Raw genomic sequence first — 21809 nt, 5'->3', positions numbered from 1 at the left:
AGTCGCGCGACAATGCCGGCGATGCCCAAGAACAGAAGCACTCCGCAGGACGCCACGCCGGCCGGCCGGCTGGTCGAAGCCTCATTGCACCTCGTGCTCGGCTACCAGCTCGCGCAGGCGTCGATCGTCACCAATGCGGTTTTTGCGGGCCGCATCGGAGCCTCATTCGATCTGCGCCCAGTCGAATACACGGTGCTCAGCCTGATCCATGAAAACCCCGATGTCTCGGCCGCGCGGCTGGCCAAGGCGCTCGCGGTAACGGCGCCCAACATCACTGCATGGATCGAGAGACTTGAGCGCCGGGGCTTGATCCAGCGCACGCCGCACGCAACCGATCGTCGGGCTCAGTACCTGCGGACCACGCCGGAGGGCGCGGCGCTCGCCGGCCAGGCCACCCGATCCGTGCTCGAGGGCGAGCACGAAGCGCTAGGCAATCTTTCAGTGGCCGAGCGCATGATGCTGATCGAACTGCTGCACAAGGTGGCGATGTCGCGCGGCGCCGCCGCGGAAGCGCACCGGGCGCCGACCTGAAGAGTCTCTGAATTGGCCGGTCGGTCAGTCGACCACGACCGGCACGCGCGGAGCGATCGCGCACATGAGCTCATAGCCCACGGTATGGCCGGCCTGCGCGACCTCGTCGATCGACAACATCGCCCCGCCGGAGGCGCGGCCCCACAAGGTGACTTCGCTGCCGAAGCCCGCGCCGGGCACGGGCGTAAGGTCGATGGTCGCCATGTCCATGCTGACGCGTCCCACCATCCGGGTGCGCACGCCATTGACCAACACCGGCGTGCCGGTGCCGCAATGACGCGGATAGCCGTCGCCATAGCCGACCGCCGCCACGCCGATGCGCATCGGGCCTTCGGCTGTGAACCTGGAACCGTACCCCACGCTGTCGCCGGCCTCCAGCGTCTGCACAGAAATGAGTTCAGTCGACAAGGTCATCGTCGGCTGCAACTGCCAGTGCTCAATGTCGTGCTCGGGAAAATCCGGCGCACTGCCGTACAGCATGATGCCGGCGCGGACCCAATCGGCGCGTGTGCTGGGCGCATGGCGGAGGGTGGCGGCGCTGTTGGCGATCGAACGCTCGCCGGGCAGGTCCCGCGTGGCGCGCTCGAAGGCCTCCATCTGGTGGCCGATGCCGCGCTCGGCGTCCGCGTCGCTGAAGTGCGTTATCAGCGATATCTCGTCCACCTGCGGCAGCGCGTTCAGGCGCGTCCATGCCGAACGGAAGCGATCCGGCGGGAAGCCCAGGCGATTCATGCCTGAATTCATCTTCAGGAAGACCCGGTGCGGCACCTGTGTCTTGTGGGCCGCGAGCCAGTCGATCTGCGCATCGCAATGCACCACGTGCCAGAGGTCGAGCCTGGAACAAAGCTCGAGATCGCGCGCATCGAAGACGCCTTCGAGCAGCAGCACCGGGCCTCGCCAGCCCAAGGCACGCACGCGCTCGGCCTCCGCCAGATCGAGCAGCGCAAACCCGTCGGCGCCGCGAAACGCCTCGAAGACCCGTTCGATGCCGTGTCCGTAGGCGTTGGCTTTGACGACGGCCCAGACGCGCGAGTCGAGCGCCGCACGGCGAGCCCGGTCGAGGTTGTGCTGCAGGGCGGAAAGATGAACAGTGGCAAGGATCGGACGCGGCACGATAAAAACCCTGAAAAAGCAGAAAACACTCACAAAAATGTGCCCGGCGCTACGGGGACATCGCGCCATTTTGACATCGCACCCCCATGCTATAACCGCGCAGCCGCCGCTGAAGCGGCCCCTCTTCCACTATCGCCGGACCACTTTTGTTACCGGCCAGTCAGCCATCGATGAAGCGCGGTTTCTATACGATCATGTCGGCCCAGTTTTTTTCGTCGCTGGCCGACAACGCGCTCTTTGTCGCTGCCGTCGAACTCATGCGAAGCAGCGGCGCGCCCGAATGGCAGCGCGCCGCACTGGTCCCCATCTTCACCGTCTTCTATGTAGCGCTCGCGCCGCTCGTGGGTGCCTTTGCGGACGCCTTGCCCAAAGGCAAGGTCATGTTCATCAGCAATGCGATCAAGGTGGTCGGCTGCGTGACGATGCTGTTCGGCTCGCATCCGCTTTTTGCCTACGCGATTGTCGGGCTCGGGGCGGCTGCGTACTCGCCGGCCAAGTACGGCATCTTGACTGAGCTTCTTCCGGCTTCGCAGCTGGTGAAGGCCAATGGATGGATCGAAGGCTTGACCATCGCATCGATCATCCTGGGTATCGTGCTCGGCGGTCAGCTGGTGAGCCATGCGCTGGCCAGCCACTTGCTGGCGCTGGACTTCCCCTTCATCGACACCGGCGTCAACACGCCGCCCGAAGCCGCGATCGCGACGCTGATCGTGGTCTACGTGGTGGCCGCATGGTTCAACACCCGCATTCCGGACACCGGGGTCGAGATGCGGCCGCTGCGGGCCAATCCGCAGCATGGCGTCCTGCGCAACATGGCCGCGCTGCTGCCCGACTTCTGGCACTGCAATTCGCGTCTCTGGCGTGACAAGCTCGGCCAGATCTCACTGGCGACCACCACCCTGTTCTGGGGCGCGGGCGGCAATCTCAAGTACATCGTGCTGGCCTGGGCCTCGCTGGCGCTCGGCTACAACACGGCGCAGGCGTCGTCGCTGACGGGTGTGGTGGCCATCGGCACCGCCGTCGGCGCGATCGTCGCTTCGGTGCGCATGCGGCTCGACATGGCGACGCGCGTGATCCCGATGGGCATCGGCATGGGCGTGCTGGTCATCGGCATGAACTTCATCGGCAACATCTGGCTGGCCGTGCCCTTCCTCATCTTGCTGGGCGGCCTGGGCGGCTTTCTGGTGGTGCCCATGAATGCGCTGCTGCAGCATCGCGGCCACAACCTGATGGGCGCCGGCCGTTCGATCGCCGTGCAGAACTTCAACGAGCAGTCCTGCATCCTGGTCCTCGGCGCCTTCTACAGCGCCTGCACGGGCATCGGCATGTCGGCCTATTCGGCCATTACCGCCTTCGGCGTCGTGGTGGCGGGCTTCATGTGGCTGATCAAGCGCTGGCACCAGAACAATCTCCGCCGCTACCCGGAGGAAGTCGAGCACCTCCTCGCCATCGCACGCAGCGACAAGCATCACTGAGCGCGGGTCCGGAACAGCCTTGCCCGCTATTGCGCTGATCTTCAACGCCTTCGTCTGGGGCGTCTCGTGGTTTCCGTTTCGGCAGATCGAAAGCCACGGAGTCCATCCGGTGTGGGCCACCTTCCTGATCTATGCCGCGATCACGGCCGTGATGGCACTGCTGCGCCGCAGCATGTGGCACGCCTTTGCGCGCTTTCCCTCGCTCGTGCTGCTGGGCTTGGCGGCGGGCTTCACCAACGTCGGCTTCAACTGGGCGGTGACCCAGGGCGACGTAGTGCGCGTGGTGCTGCTGTTCTATCTGATGCCGCTGTGGATCGTGCTGCTGGCGTGGATCTTCCTCGGCGAGCGGCCGACGGCATCGGCGTTGGCCCGGGTGGCGCTCGCGCTCATCGGCGTGGCAGTGGTGCTCAAGACGCCGGAGACCGACTGGCCGGTGCCCTCCAGCCTGCCTGACTGGCTCGCTGTCGCGGCGGGCTTCGGCTTTGCCGTGACCAACATCCTGCTGCGCCGCCTGCGTGCCGCACCGGGCGAGTCGCGCGCGCTGGCCATGTTCGGCGGCTGCGCACTGGCAGCCGGCGTGACGGCCGTTGCAGGCACCATCGTGGGAGCGATGCCGGCGCCTGCGCTCGGCGGTTCCGGCTTGTGGGCCTGGGCGCTGGTGCTGGGCTGCGGATTCGTGTTCGCCAACGTCTGCCTGCAATACGGCGCCGCGCGCCTTGCGGCCAACGCGACCTCGGTGCTCATGCTGTCCGAAGTGCTGTTTGCGAGCGTGTCCTCCGTTGCGCTCGGTGCGGCGACTCTCGACCAGCGGATCTGGATCGGCGGCGCACTCATCGTGCTCGCGGCGGTGTGGTCGGCGTTTGCGCGAAATCCGGTCGCCGACGATGATCGTCCCACTGTTTTCCGGAAGGACATGCCATGACCAGCGTCTATGACTTCGAAGCCCGCCAGATCGACGGCAAGCCGGTGTCGCTCGCAAGCTTCAAGGGCAAGGTACTGCTGATCGTCAACACGGCCAGCCAGTGCGGCTTCACGCCGCAGTTCGCAGGGCTTGAGGCGCTGTACGAGAAATATGCGGCAAAGGGCCTGGCGGTGCTGGGGTTCCCATCCAATCAGTTCGGCCATCAGGACCCGGGCACCAACGAGGAAATTGGCGCCTTCTGCACGAAGAACTACGGCGTGAGCTTTCCGATGATGGAAAAGATCGACGTCAAGGGACCGGACGCGGCGCCGCTCTACAAGTGGCTCGTCAAGGAAGCCCCGGGACTCCTCGGCAGCACGGCCATCAAATGGAACTTCACCAAGTTCCTGATCGGCAAGGACGGGCAAGTGATCCGGCGCTATGCGCCGCTGGACAAGCCCGAGTCGATCACGCGCGACATCGAGGCCGCGCTGGCGGCGTGACGCGCGCAAAGAGCACGTGCGGGGTCAGAACCGAAAATCGGCCGTCTTCGACCCGTTGCCGCCGAGCGTCACGACCTGCGTCTTGGTGACGCCCTCGCTCTCGGCCTCGACGGTATAGCGCCCGGCCGGAAGGTCCACCAGGCAGATGGGCCCGGTGGCGCGCATCGCCAGCGCCGTTGTGCCGCCGGCATCCTTGACCGTCACAGCCACGTCCGCCAGATAGGCACCGTTGGACCGAGCAAACAGCAGCGACAACGGATGGTCTTTCATCGACGCCCGGAGCGCGACGGATTCGTCCGAGCCGACGCCGCCGCACACATATTTCGCGCCACCATCTTCGGTGACGTGAGCGGCGGACTGGGCTTGCACCACCCATGGCACGAGTGCGCACACACATACGGCGGCGCCGCGCGCAAGATTCCGGAAAGAGGCAGCCATCACATCACTCCCGTCATGAACATCCGGGAATGCTCGCGGCACAACGTCTGCGCCAGGGTCGGACCAAACCCCCTGTCGCTGTCCGATCAGGGTGCCGATGCGGGAGCGAGCGCTTCGTCGAGCAGTTCGACCCAATGCCGCACGGGCACTTCGCTGCCGCTTTGCAGATGGGTGATGCACCCGATGTTGGCCGACACGATAGTCGTCGGCTGCAACTGGTTGAGGTGACCGAGCTTTCGGTCGCGCAGCGGATAGGCCAAGTCCGGCTGCAGGACCGAATAGGTGCCCGCCGATCCGCAGCAGAGGTGCGCCTCGGCCTGCGCAACCTGAATGTCGAAACCCAGGATGCGCAGGTTCTTCTCGACCCCGCCGCGCAGCTTCTGCCCGTGCTGCAGCGTGCAGGGCGGGTGGTAGGCGACCACGCCCGATGGCGCACGGACGCGCGGCTTCAATGTCTCGACCATGTCCGGCAGCAGTTCGCTCAAGTCGCGTGTGAGGGCGCTGATGCGTTCAGCCTTTGCCGCGTAGGCCACATCGTCCTTCAGCATGTGGCCGTATTCGCGCACTGTCACGCCGCAGCCCGATGCGTTCATGACGATCGCCTCGACCTCGCCACTGTCGACCTGCGGCCACCACGCGTCGATGTTCGCGCGCATCTGGGCCTTGCCGCCCTCATGGTCGTTGAGGTGAAACTTGACGGCACCGCAGCAACCCGCCGAGGGCGCCACCACCGCCTGGATGCCGGCGGCATCGAGCACGCGCGCCGTCGCGCTGTTGATGTTGGGCGACATCGAAGGCTGCACGCAGCCGGCGAGCATCAGCATCTTGCGCGCGTGGGCGCGCGCAGGCCACGCACCGGCCGGTTGCGGCGCTGGCACCTTGGCCTTGAGCTTGGCAGGCAAGAGGCCGCGCACCGACTGGCCGAGCTTCATCGCAGGCGCGAAGAGCGGTGACGGCAACGCTTCCTTCAGCGTCCAGCGCACGGCGCTTTCGAATGCGGGCCGCGGCACCTTCTCGTCGACGATCTTTCGGCCGATGTCGACCAGATGGCCATACTGCACGCCGCTCGGGCAGGTGGTTTCGCAGTTGCGGCAGGTCAAGCAACGATCGAGGTGCAGTTGCGTGCTGCGCGTCGGGGCCTTGCCTTCGAGCACTTGCTTGATGAGGTAGATGCGCCCGCGCGGCCCGTCGAGTTCGTCGCCGAGCAACTGGTAGGTCGGACAGGTGGCCGTGCAGAAGCCGCAGTGCACGCACTTGCGCAGGATCGCTTCGGCTTCGCGGCCTTCGGGAGTGCCCTGGAATTCGGGTGCGAGTTCGGTTTGCATGCTGGTGCGTGCGTGTACGTGTCAGTGCATGGGGTTGCGCATCAATGCGCGGGATAGAGCCGGCCACGATGGAACACGGCGTGCGGGTCGAACTCCTGCATCAGTGCGCGATGAATGCGCTCGACCGGAGCGCTCAACGCGTCGAACTTGTCGAGCACGCGCTGGCTGTGTGCGTCCGAAGCCCTGAACAACGTCGCATGGCCGCCGGCTGCACGCGCGGCAGCTCGCAGCCGCGGGCGCTGGTCCGGCGGCGCGAGATACCACCGCTGGCCGCCGTGCCATTCGATCAGCGGCGTGCCGTCCACTTGGAGCACTGGCGCGGTCTGCGGCACCGATATCCGCCAGAGGTCGTTCGCACCCTGCGCCGAGGCGAACCACGGATGCGTCTGATCGCGCAGAGAATCCCAGCCGGCGCCCGTGCGTGCGTTGTCCTGTCGCTCACCGCCGAGGTGCACGCACGCGGCCTCCACCGCCGCCGCCGCGCCGCGCAAGCGCAGCGACAACACGCCCGCGCCGTCGCGTTCACGCCAGACGCTGGCGTTCAGCGGCAGCGGACGGCCACCCCATTCGTTCAGCAATCGCATCGCATCGGCCTGGCTGCATTCGAAATCGAGCGTTGCCTCGGCCGGCGCCAGCGGCAGCACCTTCAGGCTTACCTCGGCGATGAGGCCGAGCACGCCCAGCGAACCGGCAAGCACGCGGGAGACGTCGTATCCCGCAACGTTCTTCATGACCTGTCCGCCAAAGGTGAGGACCTCGCCGCGACCATTGACGATCGTGGCGCCGAGCACGTAATCCCGCACCGAGCCGACGCTCGCGCGCGCAGGCCCGCTGAGTCCGGCAGCCACCATGCCGCCCACCGTGCCGCCGGCACCGAAGCGCGGCGGCTCGAAAGGCAGGCACTGGCCTTGCGCCGCCAAAGCGGCTTCGAGCTCGACGAGCGGCGTTCCGGCGCGCGCCGTGACCACCAATTCGCTGGGCTCGTAGCTCGTGATGCCCGCGAGTCCTCCAGTGAGCAGCGGTTCGCCCTGCGGCATCTCGCCGTAGAAGTCCTTGGTTCCGTGGCCGCGGATGCAGAGAAACGTGCCGTCGGCGGCGCTCGCGGCGGCGCGTATGCGCTCGGTGATCGGGCAGAGGGCTGGATCCATGCGGGCGATCGTACCGCCGGCGCAATCACTCTTCGAAAAACTGGACCGGCAGCCCCGGCGTCGCAACGCGAATCGACAGCACATGCCCCGACGCGGGCCGCTTTTCGAGCTCCGCCGCCGGCCTGCCGCGTCGCGCCGTGGTCACGAACAGCGTGCGCAGGTCGTCCCCGCCGAAGCAGGGCATGGTCGGGCATTGGACGGGCGTGGGCAATGACAACACGCGCTCACCCGCGGGCGAGAAACGCAGCAACTGGCCGCCCTCGAACATGGCGACCCAGTAGTGCCCTTCGGCGTCGATCGTCGCTCCGTCAGGCCGGCCCTCGTAGCGCACGGGCGACTCCGGCGTCCAGCCATCGGGCTTGTCGGCGAACTGCTGGAACACGCGAGGATGCGTCATGGTGTTGGCGCGCGCGGCCCAATTCCACGCACGCACGCAGTGCGCCGCGGTATCGGCCCAATACAGCGTGGCGCCATCGGGCGAGAAGGCCAGCCCGTTCGCCGTGGTCGCTTCGTTGGCCATCTGCCTGAGCGTCGGCGCGCGGCCGGCGCGTGCGTCGAGGCAATAGAGCGCCGCGTTGGGCCGGTCCTTGGCCTCATTGAGCGTGCCGGCCCAAAAGCGACCCAGCGGATCGCATTTGCCGTCGTTGAAGCGCATCGTGCGCACGTCGTGGTCGGCACCGGCCATGGCTTGCAGCGTGCGGCCCCATTCGCGCGCGCGATAGACGCCGTCGCGCAGCGCAATCACCAGCCCGCCGCGCCGCGCCGGCGCCATGCAGCCGGGCTCGGTCGGCATGTCCCATCGCTCGACCTTCGGATCGGCGATGTCGCCGCGCGTGCGCAGAACGGCGCGGCCGGGGATGTCCAGCCAATAGAGCGATCGTTCCGCCGGATGCCAGAAGGGCGATTCGCCGAGCTGGCTCAAGCTCTCATTCAGTGTGGTCCACATCTAAAAATTATGCTCGCCCGAAAAATTATGCTCGCCCCCAGGCTCGCGCACTTCGTGTCGCTCTCCACCCCCTACCGGGGGCAACACCAGCGGCCCGGCGAAGCCGGTTCCGCGGTGTTTCTGGTGGGGGCCCCGCTTCGCTGGGCTTTTTCTTTGCGCAAAAAAAGGCCCGCGTTAGCGGGCCTAATATCCAGAGGAGACGCTTGGGTTAACGGTTGTAGGCGGTTTCGCCGTGGGCGGAGATGTCCAGGCCTTCGCGTTCTTCTTCTTCGGTGACTCGCAGGCCGATGGTGAGGTCGGCGATCTTGAAGGCGATGAAGGCGACGACGGCAGACCAGACGACGGTCAGCAGGACGGCTTTGAGCTGGATCCAAAATTGGGCGCCGATGCCGTTGGAGATGACGCTGGCGGTGACCCAGTCGCCGACGAGGCCAGGTCCGCCGAGCGCTTGGGTGTTGAAGACACCGGTGAGCAGTGCGCCGACGATTCCGCCGACACCGTGCACGCCGAAGACGTCGAGCGAGTCGTCCGCGCCGAGCAGTCTCTTGAGACCGTTGACGCCCCACAGGCAGGCGAAGCCGGCAATGAAGCCGATGATGATCGCGCCCATCAGGCCGACGTTGCCGGCGGCGGGGGTGATGGCCACGAGGCCGGCGACGGCGCCCGATGCGGCACCCAGCATGGAAGCCTTGCCACGCATCAGCGCTTCACCGATGCACCATGCCAGCACGGCGGCGGAGGTCGCGGAGAAGGTGTTCATGAAGGCGAGCACGGCGCTGGTGCCTGCCTCGAGCGCGGAGCCGGCGTTGAAGCCGAACCAGCCCACCCACAGCAGCGAAGCACCGACCATCGTCAGCGTCAGCGAATGCGGCGTGAACGATTCCTTGCCGTAGCCGATGCGCTTGCCGACCAGGAAGGCGCCGACGAGGCCGGCGACGGCCGCGTTGATGTGCACCACCGTGCCGCCCGCGAAGTCGAGTGCGCCCCACTGCCAGATCAAACCGGCCTTGGCGTTCATGGCGTCGACGACGTCCTTGCTCGAGTAAGCGTCAGGACCCATCCAGAACCAGACCATGTGCGCGATCGGCGCATAGCTGAAGGTGAACCAGATCGCCATGAAGAGCAGCACGGCCGAGAACTTGATGCGCTCGGCGAAGGCGCCGACGATCAGGCAGCAGGTGATGCCGGCGAAGGTTGCCTGGAAGGCGGCGAACAGCAGCTCGGGGATGTACACGCCCTTGCTGAAGGTCGCGCCGGGCGCGAACACGCCGGTCGACGCATCGAAGATGCCCCTCATGAAGAGCCGGTCGAATCCGCCGATGAATGAATTGCCTTCGGTGAATGCCAGGCTGTAGCCGTAGATCAGCCACAGCACCACGATCATCGAGAAGGTGACCATCACCTGCATCAGCACCGACAGCATGTTCTTGCTGCGGACGAGGCCGCCGTAGAACAGCGMCAGGCCGGGGATCGTCATCATGATCACCAGCAGCGTGGAGACGAGCATCCAGGCGGTGTCGCCCTTGTTGAAGGAAGGCGCGGGTGCAGCAGCGGGCGTTGCTGCAGCGGCGTCGGCCGGTGCTGCGGCAGCAGCGGCTGCGGCAGGTGCTGCTGCGGTGGCGGCAGCGGCCGGGGCGCTCGCCTCTGCAGCGGGCGCTGCCGGCGGCGTCTGCGCGAAGCCGGAGGTGCCGGCGGCAAGCACGCTCAGGCCGAGCGCGAGTGAAACAAGGAATTTCTTCATTTCGGTATGTCTTTCATGCCTTGTAGTTCAGAGCGCTTCGCGGCCCGTTTCGCCGGTGCGAATGCGGACGACTTGCTCCAGGTCGTACACAAAAACCTTGCCGTCGCCGATCTTGCCGGTGCGTGCGGCGGACTCGACCGCCTCGATCACTCGCTCGACGAGTTCGTCGGCCACGGCGGCCTCGATCTTGACCTTGGGCAGGAAGTCGACCACGTACTCAGCGCCGCGATACAGCTCCGTGTGGCCCTTCTGCCGACCGAAGCCCTTGACCTCGGTGACGGTGATCCCTTGCACGCCGATGGCCGAGAGCGCTTCGCGCACTTCATCGAGCTTGAAGGGTTTGATGATGGCTGTGACCAGCTTCATGATGTTTCTCCTGATGGATGGAAGCGGCGCGGCCATGGGTGCCGCGCCTGCGGCAGCTACAGCGTCTTGGTGAGCATGACGATGAATCGGGTGACGTTCGGCGAGAAGGTGGTCTGGCCGATCGGTCCGAAGGCAGTCCCGGTGGGGATCCCTGGACTGGCAACCAGGTTGAAGGCGCTCTGGTTGTTGCCCCCCTGCACCGAGCCGGCCAACGCCAAGCCGCTGCCGAAGTCGTAGGAAACGCCTACGTTGTAGTCAAGGTAGTCCTTGTAGCCCAGGCTCTTGATGTCGCTGGTGAAGAAGGTGTAGCCAACGGCCGTCTTGAAGGTCAGCTTCGGGAAGATCTCCTTCGAGTAGGAGAGATTCAGGTAGCTGGTGTTCTGGCCATCGAGCCCCGAGCCGCCCTGGCTGCCGGCGTAGTTGAAGTAGTCGCTCGATACGGTCCACGAATACTTGCCCGCGAAGGTGCCGATGCGCTCGTCGGTCCAGCTTGCGCCGCCGTAGATTTCAGTCGTGTTGCCCGCGGTGTTGCCGGGGTAGTAGTACTGGTAGACGCCCACGTCCCAGTCGATCGGGCCGCCCTTGAATTTGTAGCCGCCGTAGAAGTCCATCTCGATCGAGTTGCCCGGCAGCCAGTTCACGCTGGAGTTCCAGTTGCCGACGTAGAAGCCGCTTTCTCCAAAGGCGTAGTCCAGGCCGCCTTGAATGGCGGGCTTGAACCAGCTGGTCTTGGCGAAGCCGTTGTGCCCGATGGTGTCCTGATCCTGGCCGCGGAACTTGTAGTTCGTGGTCAGCGAAATATTGCCCGTGAGATTCGGGGCTGGAGCTGCCGCCGGCGCTGCACTTGCGTCGGTGGCTTGCGCGCTCGCAAGCATCGGCAAGACAGCGAGTGCGCCCAAAGCCAGGATTCGGACGGGTTTACGGTGCATCATCGAAAGACTCCTCGGAGTTGTTTTTGAAAGTGGTGATCAACCACCTCAAAGCAGGGAGCGTGCCAAGCGCAACAAGGCCTGCCTTACAAGGGCCGGCGCGGCATGTACGTCGTTTCATACAAGAAAGGGATGGGTGCACCATCCTGGGGATAGGGAGTGTCATGAGTCTTTGTTTGGTGCAAAGCCGCGCGCTGTTGGGCCTGGAAGCCGCCAGCGTCACGGTTGAGGTGCATCTGGCCAATGGTTTGCCCAGCTTCACGTTGGTCGGTCTGGTCGACGTCGAAGTGAGGGAAGCACGCGAACGCGTGCGGTCGGCCATCCAGAACGCCGGCCTCGAGTTCCCCAATAACAAGCGGATCACGGTCAACCTCGCGCCTGCGGATCTGCCGAAGGATTCCGGGCGCTTCGATCTGCCGATCGCCCTTGGCATCCTCGCGGCGAGCGGCCAGATCGAGGCCGCGCGACTGGTGGGGCATGAGTTCGCGGGCGAGCTCTCGCTTTCGGGGCAGCTGCGTCCCGTGCGTGGTGCGCTCGCCATGTCGCTGGCGCTGCATACGCGCGGCATCGCCACCCGGCTGGTGCTGCCGACCGACAGCGCACAGGAGGCCGCCCTGGTGCCCGGCGCGGAGGTCTATGGCGCGCGGCATCTGCTCGACGTGGTCCAGCAGTTTCTCCCGCCGGACAGCGTTCCGCCCGAAGCCAGGGATGACGGCTGGGCCCGCGTCCTGCCGGTGCCTGGCAGAACCGCTGTGGCTCATTCCGATCTGGCTGATGTGAAGGGACACGCCGGCGCCAAGCGCGCACTGGAAATCGCCGCCGCTGGCAATCACAGCCTCTTGATGGTGGGGCCGCCCGGTTCAGGCAAGTCGATGCTGGCGCAGCGTTTCGCCGGGTTGCTGCCTGCCATGAGCGTCGACGAAGCGCTCGAAAGCGCCGCCGTCGCCAGTCTGGGTGGCCGGTTCGCGGTCGACTGCTGGATGTGCCGGCCGACGTCCAGCCCGCATCACACGGCGAGCGCCGTCGCCATGGTGGGCGGCGGGTCGCCTCCACGGCCCGGCGAGATTTCGCTGGCGCATCACGGTGTCCTTTTTCTCGATGAATTTCCGGAATTCACACGGCCCGCCTTGGAGGCGCTCCGCGAGCCCCTGGAGACCGGGACCATCACGATCGCACGCGCGGCGCGGCGCGCCGAGTTCCCCGCGAAGTTCCAGTTGATCGCGGCGATGAACCCCTGCCCCTGCGGCTATCTGGGATCGACGCTGAAAGCCTGCCGCTGTACGCCGGATCAGGTTTCGCGCTACCAGGGCAAGCTCAGCGGACCCTTGCTCGACCGCATCGATCTTCACATCGAAGTGCCTGCAGTGTCCGCGCAGCAACTGCTGGAGGCGCCTGCCGGCGAAGCGACCGGCGCCATTCGCGAGCGCGCCGTTCGCGCTCGCGAACTTGCAGTAAAGCGACAAGGAAAGACCAACCACGCGTTGCAGGGCGCAGAGATCGACCAGCACGCTTCGTTGGCAGCCGACGCGTTGAAGTTCATGCACACAGCGGCGGCCAAGCTGGGCTGGTCGGCGCGCAGCACACATCGGGCATTGAAGGTGGCCCGCACCATCGCGGACCTGGCGGAAGCCGGTGAAGTCCAGGTGGGCCACGTCGCCGAAGCGGTGCAATACCGGCGCGCGTTGCGCACTGCGACTTGATTGGCCGGTGTGGTTGAATCCGCACCCTAAATCAAGAATTTCGCAGGGAGAGGTATGAAAAAAGTGCTGAGCATGGCGTGCGCGGCCGCGCTGGTTTGCGGCTGTGCGATTCGTCCCAACGAGGGGCCGGGATCGCGTTACGGGGCGGACTACGTACCCAACGTTCATCCCCCATCGACCGACATCGCGGCCTTCGACAAGGACGTCGCGCACTGCAGGCTAAGTGCGGTGAACGTGCCATTCAAGATGGACCGGCACGACGATGCGCTGGCAGCCATCGACGTCGGTACGGTCGGCTTGGGCTGGGCGGCTGGCTGGGGCGTTCTTCCCGGCGGCGGCGCGCTGCTGGGACTGGCGGGCCTGCATTTCGTCGCGTACATGCCCGAGCGCGTCGATTGGTGGTCGCGCCAGGAAACCATGCTGATGAACTGCCTGGCCGAGAAGGGCTACGTCAACGCGGATCCGGGCGTGAAGGTCACCTGGGCACCGCGCTCATTGATGCCAAACAAGCCGCCGCCCCGTGCGACGGGACGGGACACCTACAACGTCGAAGCCCTGGCCAAGGATCGGAACTGCGCAGCGGTTCCGTTTGCATCACTGCAGGAAAAAGGCCCCGGCTTCGAGCTTCACGCAGTGCCGTGCAGCGATGGAGAGGTGATGGTGGTGCGCTGCGAATTCGGCAACTGCGCGAGCGAGAGCGATGCCATGCAGAACGCGACGCTCACTGAATAGTGGGTCAAAGAAGTCCGCGACCTCCAAGGTTGCGCATCAGCGCGCCGATCCCGAAGTTCCAACGTGCGGCGTCTTCGGAATGCACCACACGGTTCTCCAGGGCGCCGAGTTCAGGGGCCGAAATCGTGACGCGGTCGCCCACCACGTGCGTGAACCCCTGGCCCGGGCCATGGCGGTCCTGCGTGGGCGCGAACATGGTGCCGAGAAAGAGCATCAGGCCGTCCGGATAGGCATGGTGCGGCCCGATCGCCTGCGACACGAGGTCCAGGGGATCGCGGCTGATCTTGGAGAGCGAACTCGACCCTTCGAGCGTGAAGCCTTCCGGCCCGAGCACTCGCAGCGCGACAGTGATGCGGCGCACATCTTCGATGCCGAAGTGTTCGTCGAAGAGCCTGATGAAAGGCCCGATGGCGCAAGAAGCGTTGTTGTCCTTTGCCTTGCCGAGCAGCAGTGCGCTCCGGCCTTCGAAGTCGCGCAGGTTCACGTCGTTGCCGAGCGCCGCACCGAGCGTCTGTCCACGGCTGTTGACGGCCAGCACCACCTCGGGCTCCGGGTTGTTCCAGATCGATCCCGAATGAATGCCCACGTCGGCGCCGGTTCCGACTGCCGACATCACCGGCGCCTTGGTGAAGATCTCGGCGTCGGGGCCGATTCCGACCTCCAGATACTGCGACCACGCGCCCTGTGCAATGAGCACGTCCTTGACCTTGGCTGCTTGCGGCGATCCGGGCACGATGCCGGCGAGGTTGTCTCCGAGCACCCCGCCGAGCGCTGCGCGGATGGATTCCGCCTTCGACGCATCGCCGCGCGATTGCTCTTCGATGACGCGTTCGAGCAGGCTCGCGATGAAGGTGACGCCGCTGGCCTTGACTGCCTGCAGATCGCACGGCGCGAGCATCCAGGGATGCAGGGTGTCGCGTTGCGACTCGTCGCTGTTGGCCAAGGTCGGCTCCAGTGCAGCCACGCGCGGCAGGCGTTCGTCACGCAACCCCTGGCGCACCGCGCCCACCGGGTCATCGAGTTCGAGCAATTGGCTGGCAGTCGCGGCGATGCGCGAGAGGTCGTGCAGTCCGCCCTCGTGCAGGGCAACGAGCACCGGACCGACGTCGGGCAGCCAGATGCGGCCGATCAGCGTGGCGCGCTCGGCATCCTGAGGCAATGATTGATCTGGCGAAAGCGACGAGGTCATGCAGAAGTCTCCTTTTTGATTTGCAGATCGTACGGGACTGTCAGCGCGCTTTGTCGGTACCGCTCGCGCGGACGCGGGCAATCGCCTGCGGCAGGTCCTTCCATGCCGGCTCTTGCGGCGCGAAACGCGCGCGCATGTAACTGGACAGTTCGGCGATTTGCGCATCGTCGAGCGCATCGCCGAACGCGGGCATGAAGCCGATGTCTCGCGATGCCGGTTCTCGCACACCATCCAGAATTGTGCGCAGGAGATTGTCTGGCCGGGCGCTCGTGAGATTGGTGTTCAGCGCCAGGGGCGTGTTGACGCCGAGCAGCGTCGGTCCGTCGCCATCGTGATGGCAGGCGGCGCAAGCGCCGTCGAACAAGCGTTGACCGCTGCCCAGCAGGCGCCCCTGTCGGGCGGCAGCGTCGGCCACCACGCGCTTCGCCTGCGCTGCGGTTGCTTCATCGGATGTGTCGGGGTTGAAGGACGCAAGGTACGTGGCCATCGCGCGGATGTCCGCGTCCGGCACTGCTGAGAGTTCGCGCACGACTTCCGCCATCGGACCGCCTGCAATGCCGTGGTTCTTCGCGTGGCCGTGGCGGAGGTAGCTGTAGAGCGATTCGGCGTTCCACGGAACGGCGGATGTCGATACTGAAGTCAGCGCCGGCGCTTCCCAGCCGTCCACCATCGCGCCCGACAGAAACGCGGTGCCGCCCTGCTCCGCGCCCAGTGCGTTGCGCGGCGTGTGGCAGGCGCCGCAGTGGCCCAGCCCATTGACGAGGTAGGCGCCGCGGTTCCATTCCGCGCTCTGCGAAGCAACGGGCTGCATCGGCGAAGGATCGTGGAACAGCGCATTCCACCCCGCCATGAGCGGCCGCGCGCCGAAGGGGAATTTCAGGTCCGCCTTCGGTGTTTCGGCGCTGACCGGCGTCAATGACATGAAATACGCGTAGAGCGCCTGCAGATCGTCGTCGCTGGTCTTCGCGAACGCCATGTACGGAAATGCCGGATAAAGATGATGGCCGTCGCGCGAAATGCCTTCGCGCATCGCCCGCTGGAAGGCGCTGAACGACCAGCGGCCAAGCCCTGTCTCGGCATCGGGCGTGAGATTGGTGGTGTAGATCGTGCCGAAGGGCGTTTGCATCGGGCGCCCGCCGGCGTTGGGCTTGCCGCCGGTTGCCGTGTGGCAAACCGCGCAGTCGCCGAGTGCTGCGAGCGTGCGGCCGCGCTCGATGATCGATTCGCTGTAGGCCGGTGCACTGAAAGACACCGGCGCAATGGCGGAGCGCCAGCCCATGGAACCCGCGATGACCCCTATGCCGCCGACGACCAGCGCGGCGAGTCCGGCCCACAGACCTCTGCGACGAGGCCACCGCGCGTCAGCAGGCGGCTCGCGAAGCGGCTCGACACGCCTCGGCTGCGGACCATCGCCCTCGCCCGCTGGCGTCGGCGCCGCGAGTGGATTCAACGCCGCAAGCACCACCTCCGGTGTGAACGGCGGTGACCGGAAGCGAACGCCCGTCGCATCGAAGATCGCGTTGGCAATCGCCGCCGTTCCCGGCACCGAAGACGATTCGCCCGCGCCGAGCGGCGGCTCTCCGGGGCGCTGCATATGCATCACCTCGATGACCGGTACCTCGCGGAAGTTGATGATCGGGTAGCTGCCCCACTCGCGGCTCGCGACCACGCCTGAAGGCCGCACGCCGGGGAGCGTTTCGGCGTCCGGCGCTCGCTGCGGCGCGAACTGCACCCGCTCCTTCAGCGCGCGGCTCGTCGTCTGGATCACGTTGCCATGAATCTGGTGTTCGACGCCCGCCGGGTTGACCATGAGGCCGGCGTCATGCCCAACCACGACACGGCGTACGTGCACCTCGCCGGTCTTTCGGTTGACCTCCACATCCGCAACCCAGGCGGACCATGCGGCCCCGAAGCCCGGCCACTTGCTGTGCACGTAGCGCGCATAGGCAAAGCCCTGCCCAAAAAGAATGTCGCCACCGGGTCCCAGCCCGCCATCGGCGTTCTCTTGCGGGCCGGTGCGCATGCGCCAGCCTGCCTTCTGTGCCGTCTCGCGCACGAGGTCCGCGGCGCGCGGATCGTGCAGATGGCGCAGGCGGAAGGCGACGGGGTCAAGGCCCGCGGCCGTCGCGAGTTCGTCGACGTAGGACTCGTGCGCAAACGAACTCGGCAACGCGGACACCCCGCGCAGCCATGAAGCCCGAAGGATGGGCGCCATGTCGTTGACCTTGACGCGCAGGTTTGCGTAGGCATAGGGCGGGCGGGCGGTGCGGTCGCCCATCTCGAAGGCTTGGGCGACAGGTTCAATGGTGCGCGTCAACAGCAGCGCCAGCGTCGGCGCACCGTTCGATGGATAGGAGGTTTCGAAATCGTAAGCCGCAACATTGCCGTCAGCGTCGAGCCCGCCGCGGATCTGCATCAACTGAGCGGCGCCCTTGGGCTCCCACGCATGCTCCTGTTCGCGCGTGAGTTGCACTCGCACGGGCGCGCTCACTGCGCGCGCGAGCAGGGCCGCGTCGGCCGCCACGTCGTCGGCGCAATTGCGTCCGTAGCAACCGGCCGCTTCCATCCGCACGACATCGACAGCTAGGTCGTCGAGGCCCATCAGCTTTGCAAGATCGGCGCGCAGAACGTGCGGGTTTTGCGAACCGGCCCACACGCGCAGCTTGTAGCCGTCATCGCCCTCGGGCTCCCACTGCGCGACTGCGCACGAGGGCCCGATCGACGCGTGCATCTGATAGGGCCACACGTAGGTGCGCGGCATCGGATTCGCGGCGCTCGCAAGTGCACGGTCCACGTCGCCTTCGTCGACCAGCACGCGCTGGGTCGAAGGGTTGTTGCGCAATGCCCCTTCCAGATCGCTGAGCGCGGGCAGGCCGGGCCATGCTTTCCAGGTCACGCGCAGTTCACGCAGGGCCTGCTCGGCATGCTCTTCGCGTTCCGCAACCACGCCGACGAAGTCGCGAATGACGACCACGCCGCGGATTCCGGGGATGTGGGCGATCGACGATTCATCGACCGATTCGAGCGTATTGCCGATGAAGTCACCATGGTCCGCCCCCGCATACGGAGGGCGCACGACACGGCCGTGCAGCATGCCCGGCACGCGCATGTCATGCACGAAGACGAGTTCGCCAGTGAGCTTGGCAGGGATATCGACGCGCGGAATGCGGCTGCCGACGATGCGGTAGTCGGCAGGGTCTTTCAAGCGCGATGCAGGATCAAGCTGCAGCACCGTGCGCGCGCCGGCGACCAGTTCGCCGAAGCCGAGACTGAAGGCCGGATCGTCTCCGGCGTGCACCCGGCCATCGCGCACCTTCAGCAGCGAAGGCTGTACGCCAAGCTGCTCCGATGCCTGCGCAACGAGCCAGGCGCGCGCCTGTGCCGACGCGCGGCGAAGCGGCTCGGCATGGATCTGGATCGATGCGCTCGCGATGGTCGCGCCCTGGTTGGGCGCCTTGGCGGTGTCGCCCAACACCATGCGCACCTGCGCCAGCGACACATCGAGCTCTTCCGCGACGATCTGCGACAGCGCGGTCTGGATGCCGGTGCCCAGGTCGACATGGCCGTTCAGCGCGGTCACGCTGCCGTCGTCCCATATCGCGACCAACACCTCCGGCCCCTCTGCCGGGTTGCCTGCGATGAGCGCCGGCTGTCCCTTTGCCGGGGGCGGTGCCGGCGGCGTGTCGCGCACGACGACGAGCACGCCGTCGGCATGGAGGAAATCGCTGCGCGTGCGGGGCTGGTCGGCGCGCCGAGTCACGAAGCCGCGTCCCTCGCCATCGACAGTGCCGCGCGCTGCACGGCCGCCACGATCTCCACGTGCGTGCCGCAACGGCAGAGATTGCCGGACAGCTCGCTGCGGATTCGAGCCTCGCTCGGGTTCGGCTCACGGGCGAGCAATGCTGCTGCCTGCATCACCATGCCGCTCAGGCAATAGCCGCATTGCGCCGCCTGTGCGTCTTCGAAGCCCTGCTGGACGGGGTGCCATCGATCACGCGAGCCGAGGCCTTCGAGCGTGGTGATGGCGCGGCCCGCCACGCCGTGCGCCGGAATCACGCACGAACGCGCGGCCACGCCGTCCACCCACACCGTGCAGGCACCGCATTGCCCGAGGCCGCAGCCGTACTTGGGCCCGTTCAGGCCCAGGTCGTTGCGCAATACGTGCAGGAGCGTCGCCTCGCGCGGCGCGGTGAGTTCGACGCCGCGTCCGTTGACCGTGAGGCGGGTCGGTGTCACACGCTTTCGATATCGGAAGATTGAATGCGCTTGACGCCCTTGGCGGTCATCTGCTTCCATGCCGCGGCGAGCGAGCCGTTGAGGTCGATGGCGCGCGTCGCATCCTCGATCACGTAGACATCGAAGCCCGCCTTGCGCGCATCCATCGCCGTCCAGGCCACGCAGAAGTCCGTCGCGAGCCCGGTGACGAACACTGTCTTCACGCCACGTGCCTTCAGGTAGCCGCCAAGCCCGGTCGCCGTCTTGTGATCGGCTTCCTCGAATGCGGAGTAGCTGTCCATGCCCTTGTGGAAGCCCTTGCGGATGATGATCTGCGCCGTCGGCAGCTTCAGATCCTTGTTGAGCGCGGCATCGTCCGTGCCCTGCACGCAGTGGTCCGGCCAAAGCACTTGCGTGCCGTAGCTCAGCTTGGTGGTCTCGAACGGCTTCTTGCCCGCGTAAGTGCTCGCGAAGGAGGCATGGCCCGGCGTGTGCCAATCCTGCGTGACGACGATGTTGTCGAAGGATCCGGCGAGCTTGTTGATGATCGGCACGACCTCGGCACCACCCTTGACCGGCAAGGTTCCGCCATCGATGAAGCAGTTCTGCACGTCGACGACGATCAGCGCCGCGTTGGATGCCGGCTTGATCTTCGAAGCTGCGAAGAGCGGTGCCGAGGCACCCAGCCCGCCGATCAGGCCGAAGGCGGCTGCGGACTTCAAGAGAGTTCTGCGTTGCGTGAGATGCATGGTCGTCATGGTCTTCACTCCTCGTGGTTGAAAAATCGATGCTCAGACACTCAGGTATGCACGGCGTACTTCGTCGTTGGTGGCCAGGTCGGCCATCGTCGACTGATAGCGGATCTGCCCCTTCTCCAGCACATAGGCACGGTCGGACACCAGCTCCGCGAAGTGCATGTTCTGCTCCGACAAGAGAATGCTCACGCCCTGCCCTTTGAGCTCCAGGATCATGTTGGCCATCTGCTCGACGATCACCGGCGCAACACCCTCGGAAGGCTCGTCGAGCAGCACGAGGTAGGGATTGCCCATCAATGTGCGTGCCACCGTGAGCATCTGCTGCTCGCCACCGCTCATGCGCCCGCCCGGGCGATGGGGCATCTCGCCGAGATTGGGAAACAGCTTGAAGAGCCGCTCGGGCGTCCACAGCGGCGCGTCGGTGCCATCGCTCCAGCGACGTGCGTCCTGCTTGCCGACTTCGAGGTTCTCCATCACGCTCAGATCGGTGAACACGCGACGGTCCTCCGGCACGAAGCCCAGGCCCAGCCGCGCGGCCTGATGCGGCTCGCTCTTGGAGATGTCATGGTCGAGAAAGCGCACAGCGCCCCGCCGTTTGCCGAGCATGCCGATGAGCGCCTTCAGCGTCGTCGACTTGCCCGCCCCGTTGCGCCCCATCAGCGCCACCACTTCGCCGCGCCGCACTTCGAGGTCGACGTCGTAGAGGATCTGCGCAGCGCCGTACCAGGCGCAAAGTGCCTTGGCTTCGAGCAATACCTCGTGCGAACTCATGCGCTTTCTCCCACCGCCGCGTTCACCGCCGCCGCCTTTTCCGCGATCTTCTCGAAAGTCTTGCCGCTGCCGAAATACACCTCCTGCACCTTCGGATGGTCACGGATCTCCAGCGGCTTGCCTTGCGCGATCAGCCGCCCGCGCGCGAGGACGATCATTCGATCGGCATACGCGAAGACGACGTCCATGCTGTGCTCGGTGAAGAGCACCGCCATGCCGCGATCGACGACCAGTTGCTTGGTCAGCGCCATCAGCGAGTTGCGTTCCTTGGGGGCCATGCCGGCGGTGGGCTCGTCCATGAGCAGGAGCTTGGGACGGTTGGCCATCGCGATCGCGAGTTCGACGCGTTTGACGTCGCCATAGGCGAGCACGCTGCAGGGGCGGTCGGCTTGCGCCTTCATGCCGACCTGGTCGAGCAATTCGATCGCTTCGTCGCGCTTGTGGTCGGCTGCGCGGCGCCACGTCGTGAAGAGTTTGTGGTCATTGGAGAGCAAGGCCATCTGCACGTTTTCGGCCACGGTGAGTGAGGCGAAGGTTTCGGCGATCTGGAAGGTGCGGCCTACGCCCATGCGCCAGATCTCTCTAGGCTTGCGGCCTACGAGTTCTTCGCCGTCGAGGAGGATGGAGCCGCGGTCTGCCTTGAGTTGGCCGTTGACCATGTTGAAGGTGGTGGACTTGCCTGCGCCGTTGGGGCCGATGAGGGCCAGGAGCTCGCCGGGGGGGAGGGTGAAGGTGATGCCGTCTACGGCTTTTACGCCGCCGAAGGACTTGCCTAGGTCTTGGACTTTTAGGAGGGTCATGGGGTGGCGTGCTTGGTTAGGCCGTTGGCCGGGACTCGCCCCGGCGGGCGACTTCCTTTCTTTTGCTTCGCCAAAAGAAAGGAAGCAAAGAAAAGGCGACCCTGCTGTGGGCGTCCCTTCGCTGCGCTACGGGCAACCTGCGGTGCTCGCTTTTCGTGGGGTCCGCGCAAACTCGCTGCGCTCAAACACGCGCGGCCCTGATCCACGAAAAGCTCCGCTCCTCGGCACCCC

General features: G+C 66.0%; 20 protein-coding genes. 6 read left to right on the top strand and 14 right to left on the bottom strand.

Annotation, left to right across the window (positions count from 1 at the left end):
* Window positions 1-21: 21 nt before the first annotated feature.
* Window positions 22-531 (top strand): MarR family winged helix-turn-helix transcriptional regulator, encoded by a 510-nt coding sequence (locus tag AC1DSF_RS28210; protein WP_478128521.1) that lies wholly within the window; start codon window positions 22-24, stop codon window positions 529-531.
* A 24-nt stretch (window positions 532-555) separates the two neighbouring features.
* Here AC1DSF_RS28210 and alr read toward each other — a convergent pair whose 3' ends face one another.
* A complete protein-coding gene (gene alr, locus AC1DSF_RS28205) occupies window positions 556-1644 on the bottom strand; it encodes an alanine racemase (RefSeq protein WP_478183881.1) in 1089 nt (362 codons plus the stop codon).
* A gap of 170 nt (window positions 1645-1814) precedes the next feature.
* On the opposite strand from alr, the gene lplT reads away from it, so the two are divergent.
* The 3 genes from lplT to AC1DSF_RS28190 are packed head-to-tail and all read left to right on the top strand — an operon-like array spanning window position 1815 to window position 4523.
* On the top strand, window positions 1815-3119 hold the full coding sequence (gene lplT / locus AC1DSF_RS28200) for a lysophospholipid transporter LplT (RefSeq protein WP_478128519.1): 1305 nt from the start codon (window positions 1815-1817) through the stop codon (window positions 3117-3119).
* A gap of 19 nt (window positions 3120-3138) precedes the next feature.
* Window positions 3139-4041 carry a DMT family transporter gene (locus AC1DSF_RS28195; protein WP_478128518.1) on the top strand — a complete coding sequence of 301 codons (903 nt, stop codon included), beginning with the start codon at window positions 3139-3141 and terminating at the stop codon, window positions 4039-4041.
* Window positions 4038-4523, top strand: a complete 486-nt coding sequence (locus AC1DSF_RS28190; RefSeq protein WP_478128517.1) for a glutathione peroxidase — start codon at window positions 4038-4040, stop codon at window positions 4521-4523. Before AC1DSF_RS28195 ends, AC1DSF_RS28190 begins: the two co-directional genes overlap by 4 nt.
* A 24-nt stretch (window positions 4524-4547) precedes the next feature.
* Here AC1DSF_RS28190 and AC1DSF_RS28185 read toward each other — a convergent pair whose 3' ends face one another.
* The 7 genes from AC1DSF_RS28185 to AC1DSF_RS28155 form a co-directional block, all read right to left on the bottom strand.
* Window positions 4548-4961, bottom strand: a complete 414-nt coding sequence (locus AC1DSF_RS28185; RefSeq protein WP_478128516.1) for a carboxypeptidase regulatory-like domain-containing protein — start codon at window positions 4959-4961, stop codon at window positions 4548-4550.
* An 86-nt stretch (window positions 4962-5047) separates the two neighbouring features.
* Window positions 5048-6286: a glycolate oxidase subunit GlcF gene (gene glcF / locus AC1DSF_RS28180; protein ID WP_478128515.1), complete on the bottom strand. Its 1239-nt coding sequence runs from the start codon at window positions 6284-6286 to the stop codon at window positions 5048-5050.
* A 41-nt stretch (window positions 6287-6327) separates the two neighbouring features.
* The gene (gene glcE, locus AC1DSF_RS28175) at window positions 6328-7434 is read right to left on the bottom strand and encodes a glycolate oxidase subunit GlcE (protein WP_478128514.1); all 1107 of its coding nucleotides are present in this window, start codon (window positions 7432-7434) and stop codon (window positions 6328-6330) included.
* 25 nt (window positions 7435-7459) lie between these two features.
* The gene (locus AC1DSF_RS28170) at window positions 7460-8380 is read right to left on the bottom strand and encodes an SMP-30/gluconolactonase/LRE family protein (protein ID WP_478183880.1); all 921 of its coding nucleotides are present in this window, start codon (window positions 8378-8380) and stop codon (window positions 7460-7462) included.
* Window positions 8381-8588: 208 nt separating this feature from the next.
* On the bottom strand, window positions 8589-10121 hold the full coding sequence (locus tag AC1DSF_RS28165) for an ammonium transporter (protein WP_478183879.1): 1533 nt from the start codon (window positions 10119-10121) through the stop codon (window positions 8589-8591).
* Between the two features lie 27 nt (window positions 10122-10148).
* The gene (gene glnK / locus AC1DSF_RS28160) at window positions 10149-10487 is read right to left on the bottom strand and encodes a P-II family nitrogen regulator (protein WP_162565354.1); all 339 of its coding nucleotides are present in this window, start codon (window positions 10485-10487) and stop codon (window positions 10149-10151) included.
* Between the two features lie 56 nt (window positions 10488-10543).
* Window positions 10544-11416 (bottom strand): TorF family putative porin, encoded by an 873-nt coding sequence (locus tag AC1DSF_RS28155; protein WP_478128579.1) that lies wholly within the window; start codon window positions 11414-11416, stop codon window positions 10544-10546.
* A gap of 164 nt (window positions 11417-11580) precedes the next feature.
* On the opposite strand from AC1DSF_RS28155, the gene AC1DSF_RS28150 reads away from it, so the two are divergent.
* Together AC1DSF_RS28150 and AC1DSF_RS28145 are read left to right on the top strand one after the other, a co-directional pair.
* Window positions 11581-13116 (top strand): YifB family Mg chelatase-like AAA ATPase, encoded by a 1536-nt coding sequence (locus tag AC1DSF_RS28150; RefSeq protein WP_478183878.1) that lies wholly within the window; start codon window positions 11581-11583, stop codon window positions 13114-13116.
* Between the two features lie 54 nt (window positions 13117-13170).
* A complete protein-coding gene (locus AC1DSF_RS28145; protein WP_478183877.1) occupies window positions 13171-13848 on the top strand; it encodes a hypothetical protein in 678 nt (225 codons plus the stop codon).
* A 4-nt stretch (window positions 13849-13852) separates the two neighbouring features.
* On the opposite strand, the gene AC1DSF_RS28140 is transcribed toward AC1DSF_RS28145, so the two are convergent.
* The 6 genes from AC1DSF_RS28140 to AC1DSF_RS28115 are packed head-to-tail and all read right to left on the bottom strand — an operon-like array spanning window position 13853 to window position 21578.
* Window positions 13853-15037 (bottom strand): fumarylacetoacetate hydrolase family protein, encoded by a 1185-nt coding sequence (locus AC1DSF_RS28140; RefSeq protein ID WP_478128509.1) that lies wholly within the window; start codon window positions 15035-15037, stop codon window positions 13853-13855.
* A gap of 40 nt (window positions 15038-15077) precedes the next feature.
* A complete protein-coding gene (locus AC1DSF_RS28135; RefSeq protein WP_478183876.1) occupies window positions 15078-18797 on the bottom strand; it encodes a molybdopterin cofactor-binding domain-containing protein in 3720 nt (1239 codons plus the stop codon).
* On the bottom strand, window positions 18794-19273 hold the full coding sequence (locus AC1DSF_RS28130; RefSeq protein WP_478183875.1) for a (2Fe-2S)-binding protein: 480 nt from the start codon (window positions 19271-19273) through the stop codon (window positions 18794-18796). Before AC1DSF_RS28130 ends, AC1DSF_RS28135 begins: the two co-directional genes overlap by 4 nt.
* Complete coding sequence (locus AC1DSF_RS28125; protein ID WP_478183904.1) at window positions 19270-20001, bottom strand: nicotinamidase; 732 nt, start codon at window positions 19999-20001, stop codon at window positions 19270-19272. The genes AC1DSF_RS28130 and AC1DSF_RS28125 overlap by 4 nt, the downstream gene beginning before the upstream one ends.
* A 42-nt stretch (window positions 20002-20043) precedes the next feature.
* Window positions 20044-20778 carry an ABC transporter ATP-binding protein gene (locus AC1DSF_RS28120; RefSeq protein WP_478183874.1) on the bottom strand — a complete coding sequence of 245 codons (735 nt, stop codon included), beginning with the start codon at window positions 20776-20778 and terminating at the stop codon, window positions 20044-20046.
* Entirely contained in the window at window positions 20775-21578 is an 804-nt protein-coding gene (locus AC1DSF_RS28115; protein ID WP_478128505.1) for an ABC transporter ATP-binding protein, read from the bottom strand. The genes AC1DSF_RS28120 and AC1DSF_RS28115 overlap by 4 nt, the downstream gene beginning before the upstream one ends.
* Window positions 21579-21809: the final 231 nt, after the last annotated feature.

The organism is Variovorax sp. 01N429 (genome assembly GCF_056399425.1).
Note: the sequence above shows the minus strand (reverse complement) of the source record. Positions and strands in the feature narration are given on the sequence as shown.

Excerpts from the sequence above, each read along its gene's own strand:
- AC1DSF_RS28210 (WP_478128521.1), top strand. The coding sequence starts at position 22 with ATGCCCAAGAACAGAAGCACTCCGCAGGACGCCACGCCGGCCGGCCGG.
- lplT (WP_478128519.1), top strand. The coding sequence starts at position 1,815 with ATGAAGCGCGGTTTCTATACGATCATGTCGGCCCAGTTTTTTTCGTCG.
- AC1DSF_RS28190 (WP_478128517.1), top strand. The coding sequence starts at position 4,038 with ATGACCAGCGTCTATGACTTCGAAGCCCGCCAGATCGACGGCAAGCCG.
- AC1DSF_RS28185 (WP_478128516.1), bottom strand. The coding sequence starts at position 4,961 with ATGGCTGCCTCTTTCCGGAATCTTGCGCGCGGCGCCGCCGTATGTGTG.
- glcF (WP_478128515.1), bottom strand. The coding sequence starts at position 6,286 with ATGCAAACCGAACTCGCACCCGAATTCCAGGGCACTCCCGAAGGCCGC.
- glcE (WP_478128514.1), bottom strand. The coding sequence starts at position 7,434 with ATGGATCCAGCCCTCTGCCCGATCACCGAGCGCATACGCGCCGCCGCG.
- AC1DSF_RS28170 (WP_478183880.1), bottom strand. The coding sequence starts at position 8,380 with ATGTGGACCACACTGAATGAGAGCTTGAGCCAGCTCGGCGAATCGCCC.
- glnK (WP_162565354.1), bottom strand. The coding sequence starts at position 10,487 with ATGAAGCTGGTCACAGCCATCATCAAACCCTTCAAGCTCGATGAAGTG.
- AC1DSF_RS28155 (WP_478128579.1), bottom strand. The coding sequence starts at position 11,416 with ATGCACCGTAAACCCGTCCGAATCCTGGCTTTGGGCGCACTCGCTGTC.
- AC1DSF_RS28150 (WP_478183878.1), top strand. The coding sequence starts at position 11,581 with ATGAGTCTTTGTTTGGTGCAAAGCCGCGCGCTGTTGGGCCTGGAAGCC.
- AC1DSF_RS28145 (WP_478183877.1), top strand. The coding sequence starts at position 13,171 with ATGAAAAAAGTGCTGAGCATGGCGTGCGCGGCCGCGCTGGTTTGCGGC.
- AC1DSF_RS28140 (WP_478128509.1), bottom strand. The coding sequence starts at position 15,037 with ATGACCTCGTCGCTTTCGCCAGATCAATCATTGCCTCAGGATGCCGAG.
- AC1DSF_RS28125 (WP_478183904.1), bottom strand. The coding sequence starts at position 20,001 with ATGCATCTCACGCAACGCAGAACTCTCTTGAAGTCCGCAGCCGCCTTC.
- AC1DSF_RS28120 (WP_478183874.1), bottom strand. The coding sequence starts at position 20,778 with ATGAGTTCGCACGAGGTATTGCTCGAAGCCAAGGCACTTTGCGCCTGG.
- AC1DSF_RS28115 (WP_478128505.1), bottom strand. The coding sequence starts at position 21,578 with ATGACCCTCCTAAAAGTCCAAGACCTAGGCAAGTCCTTCGGCGGCGTA.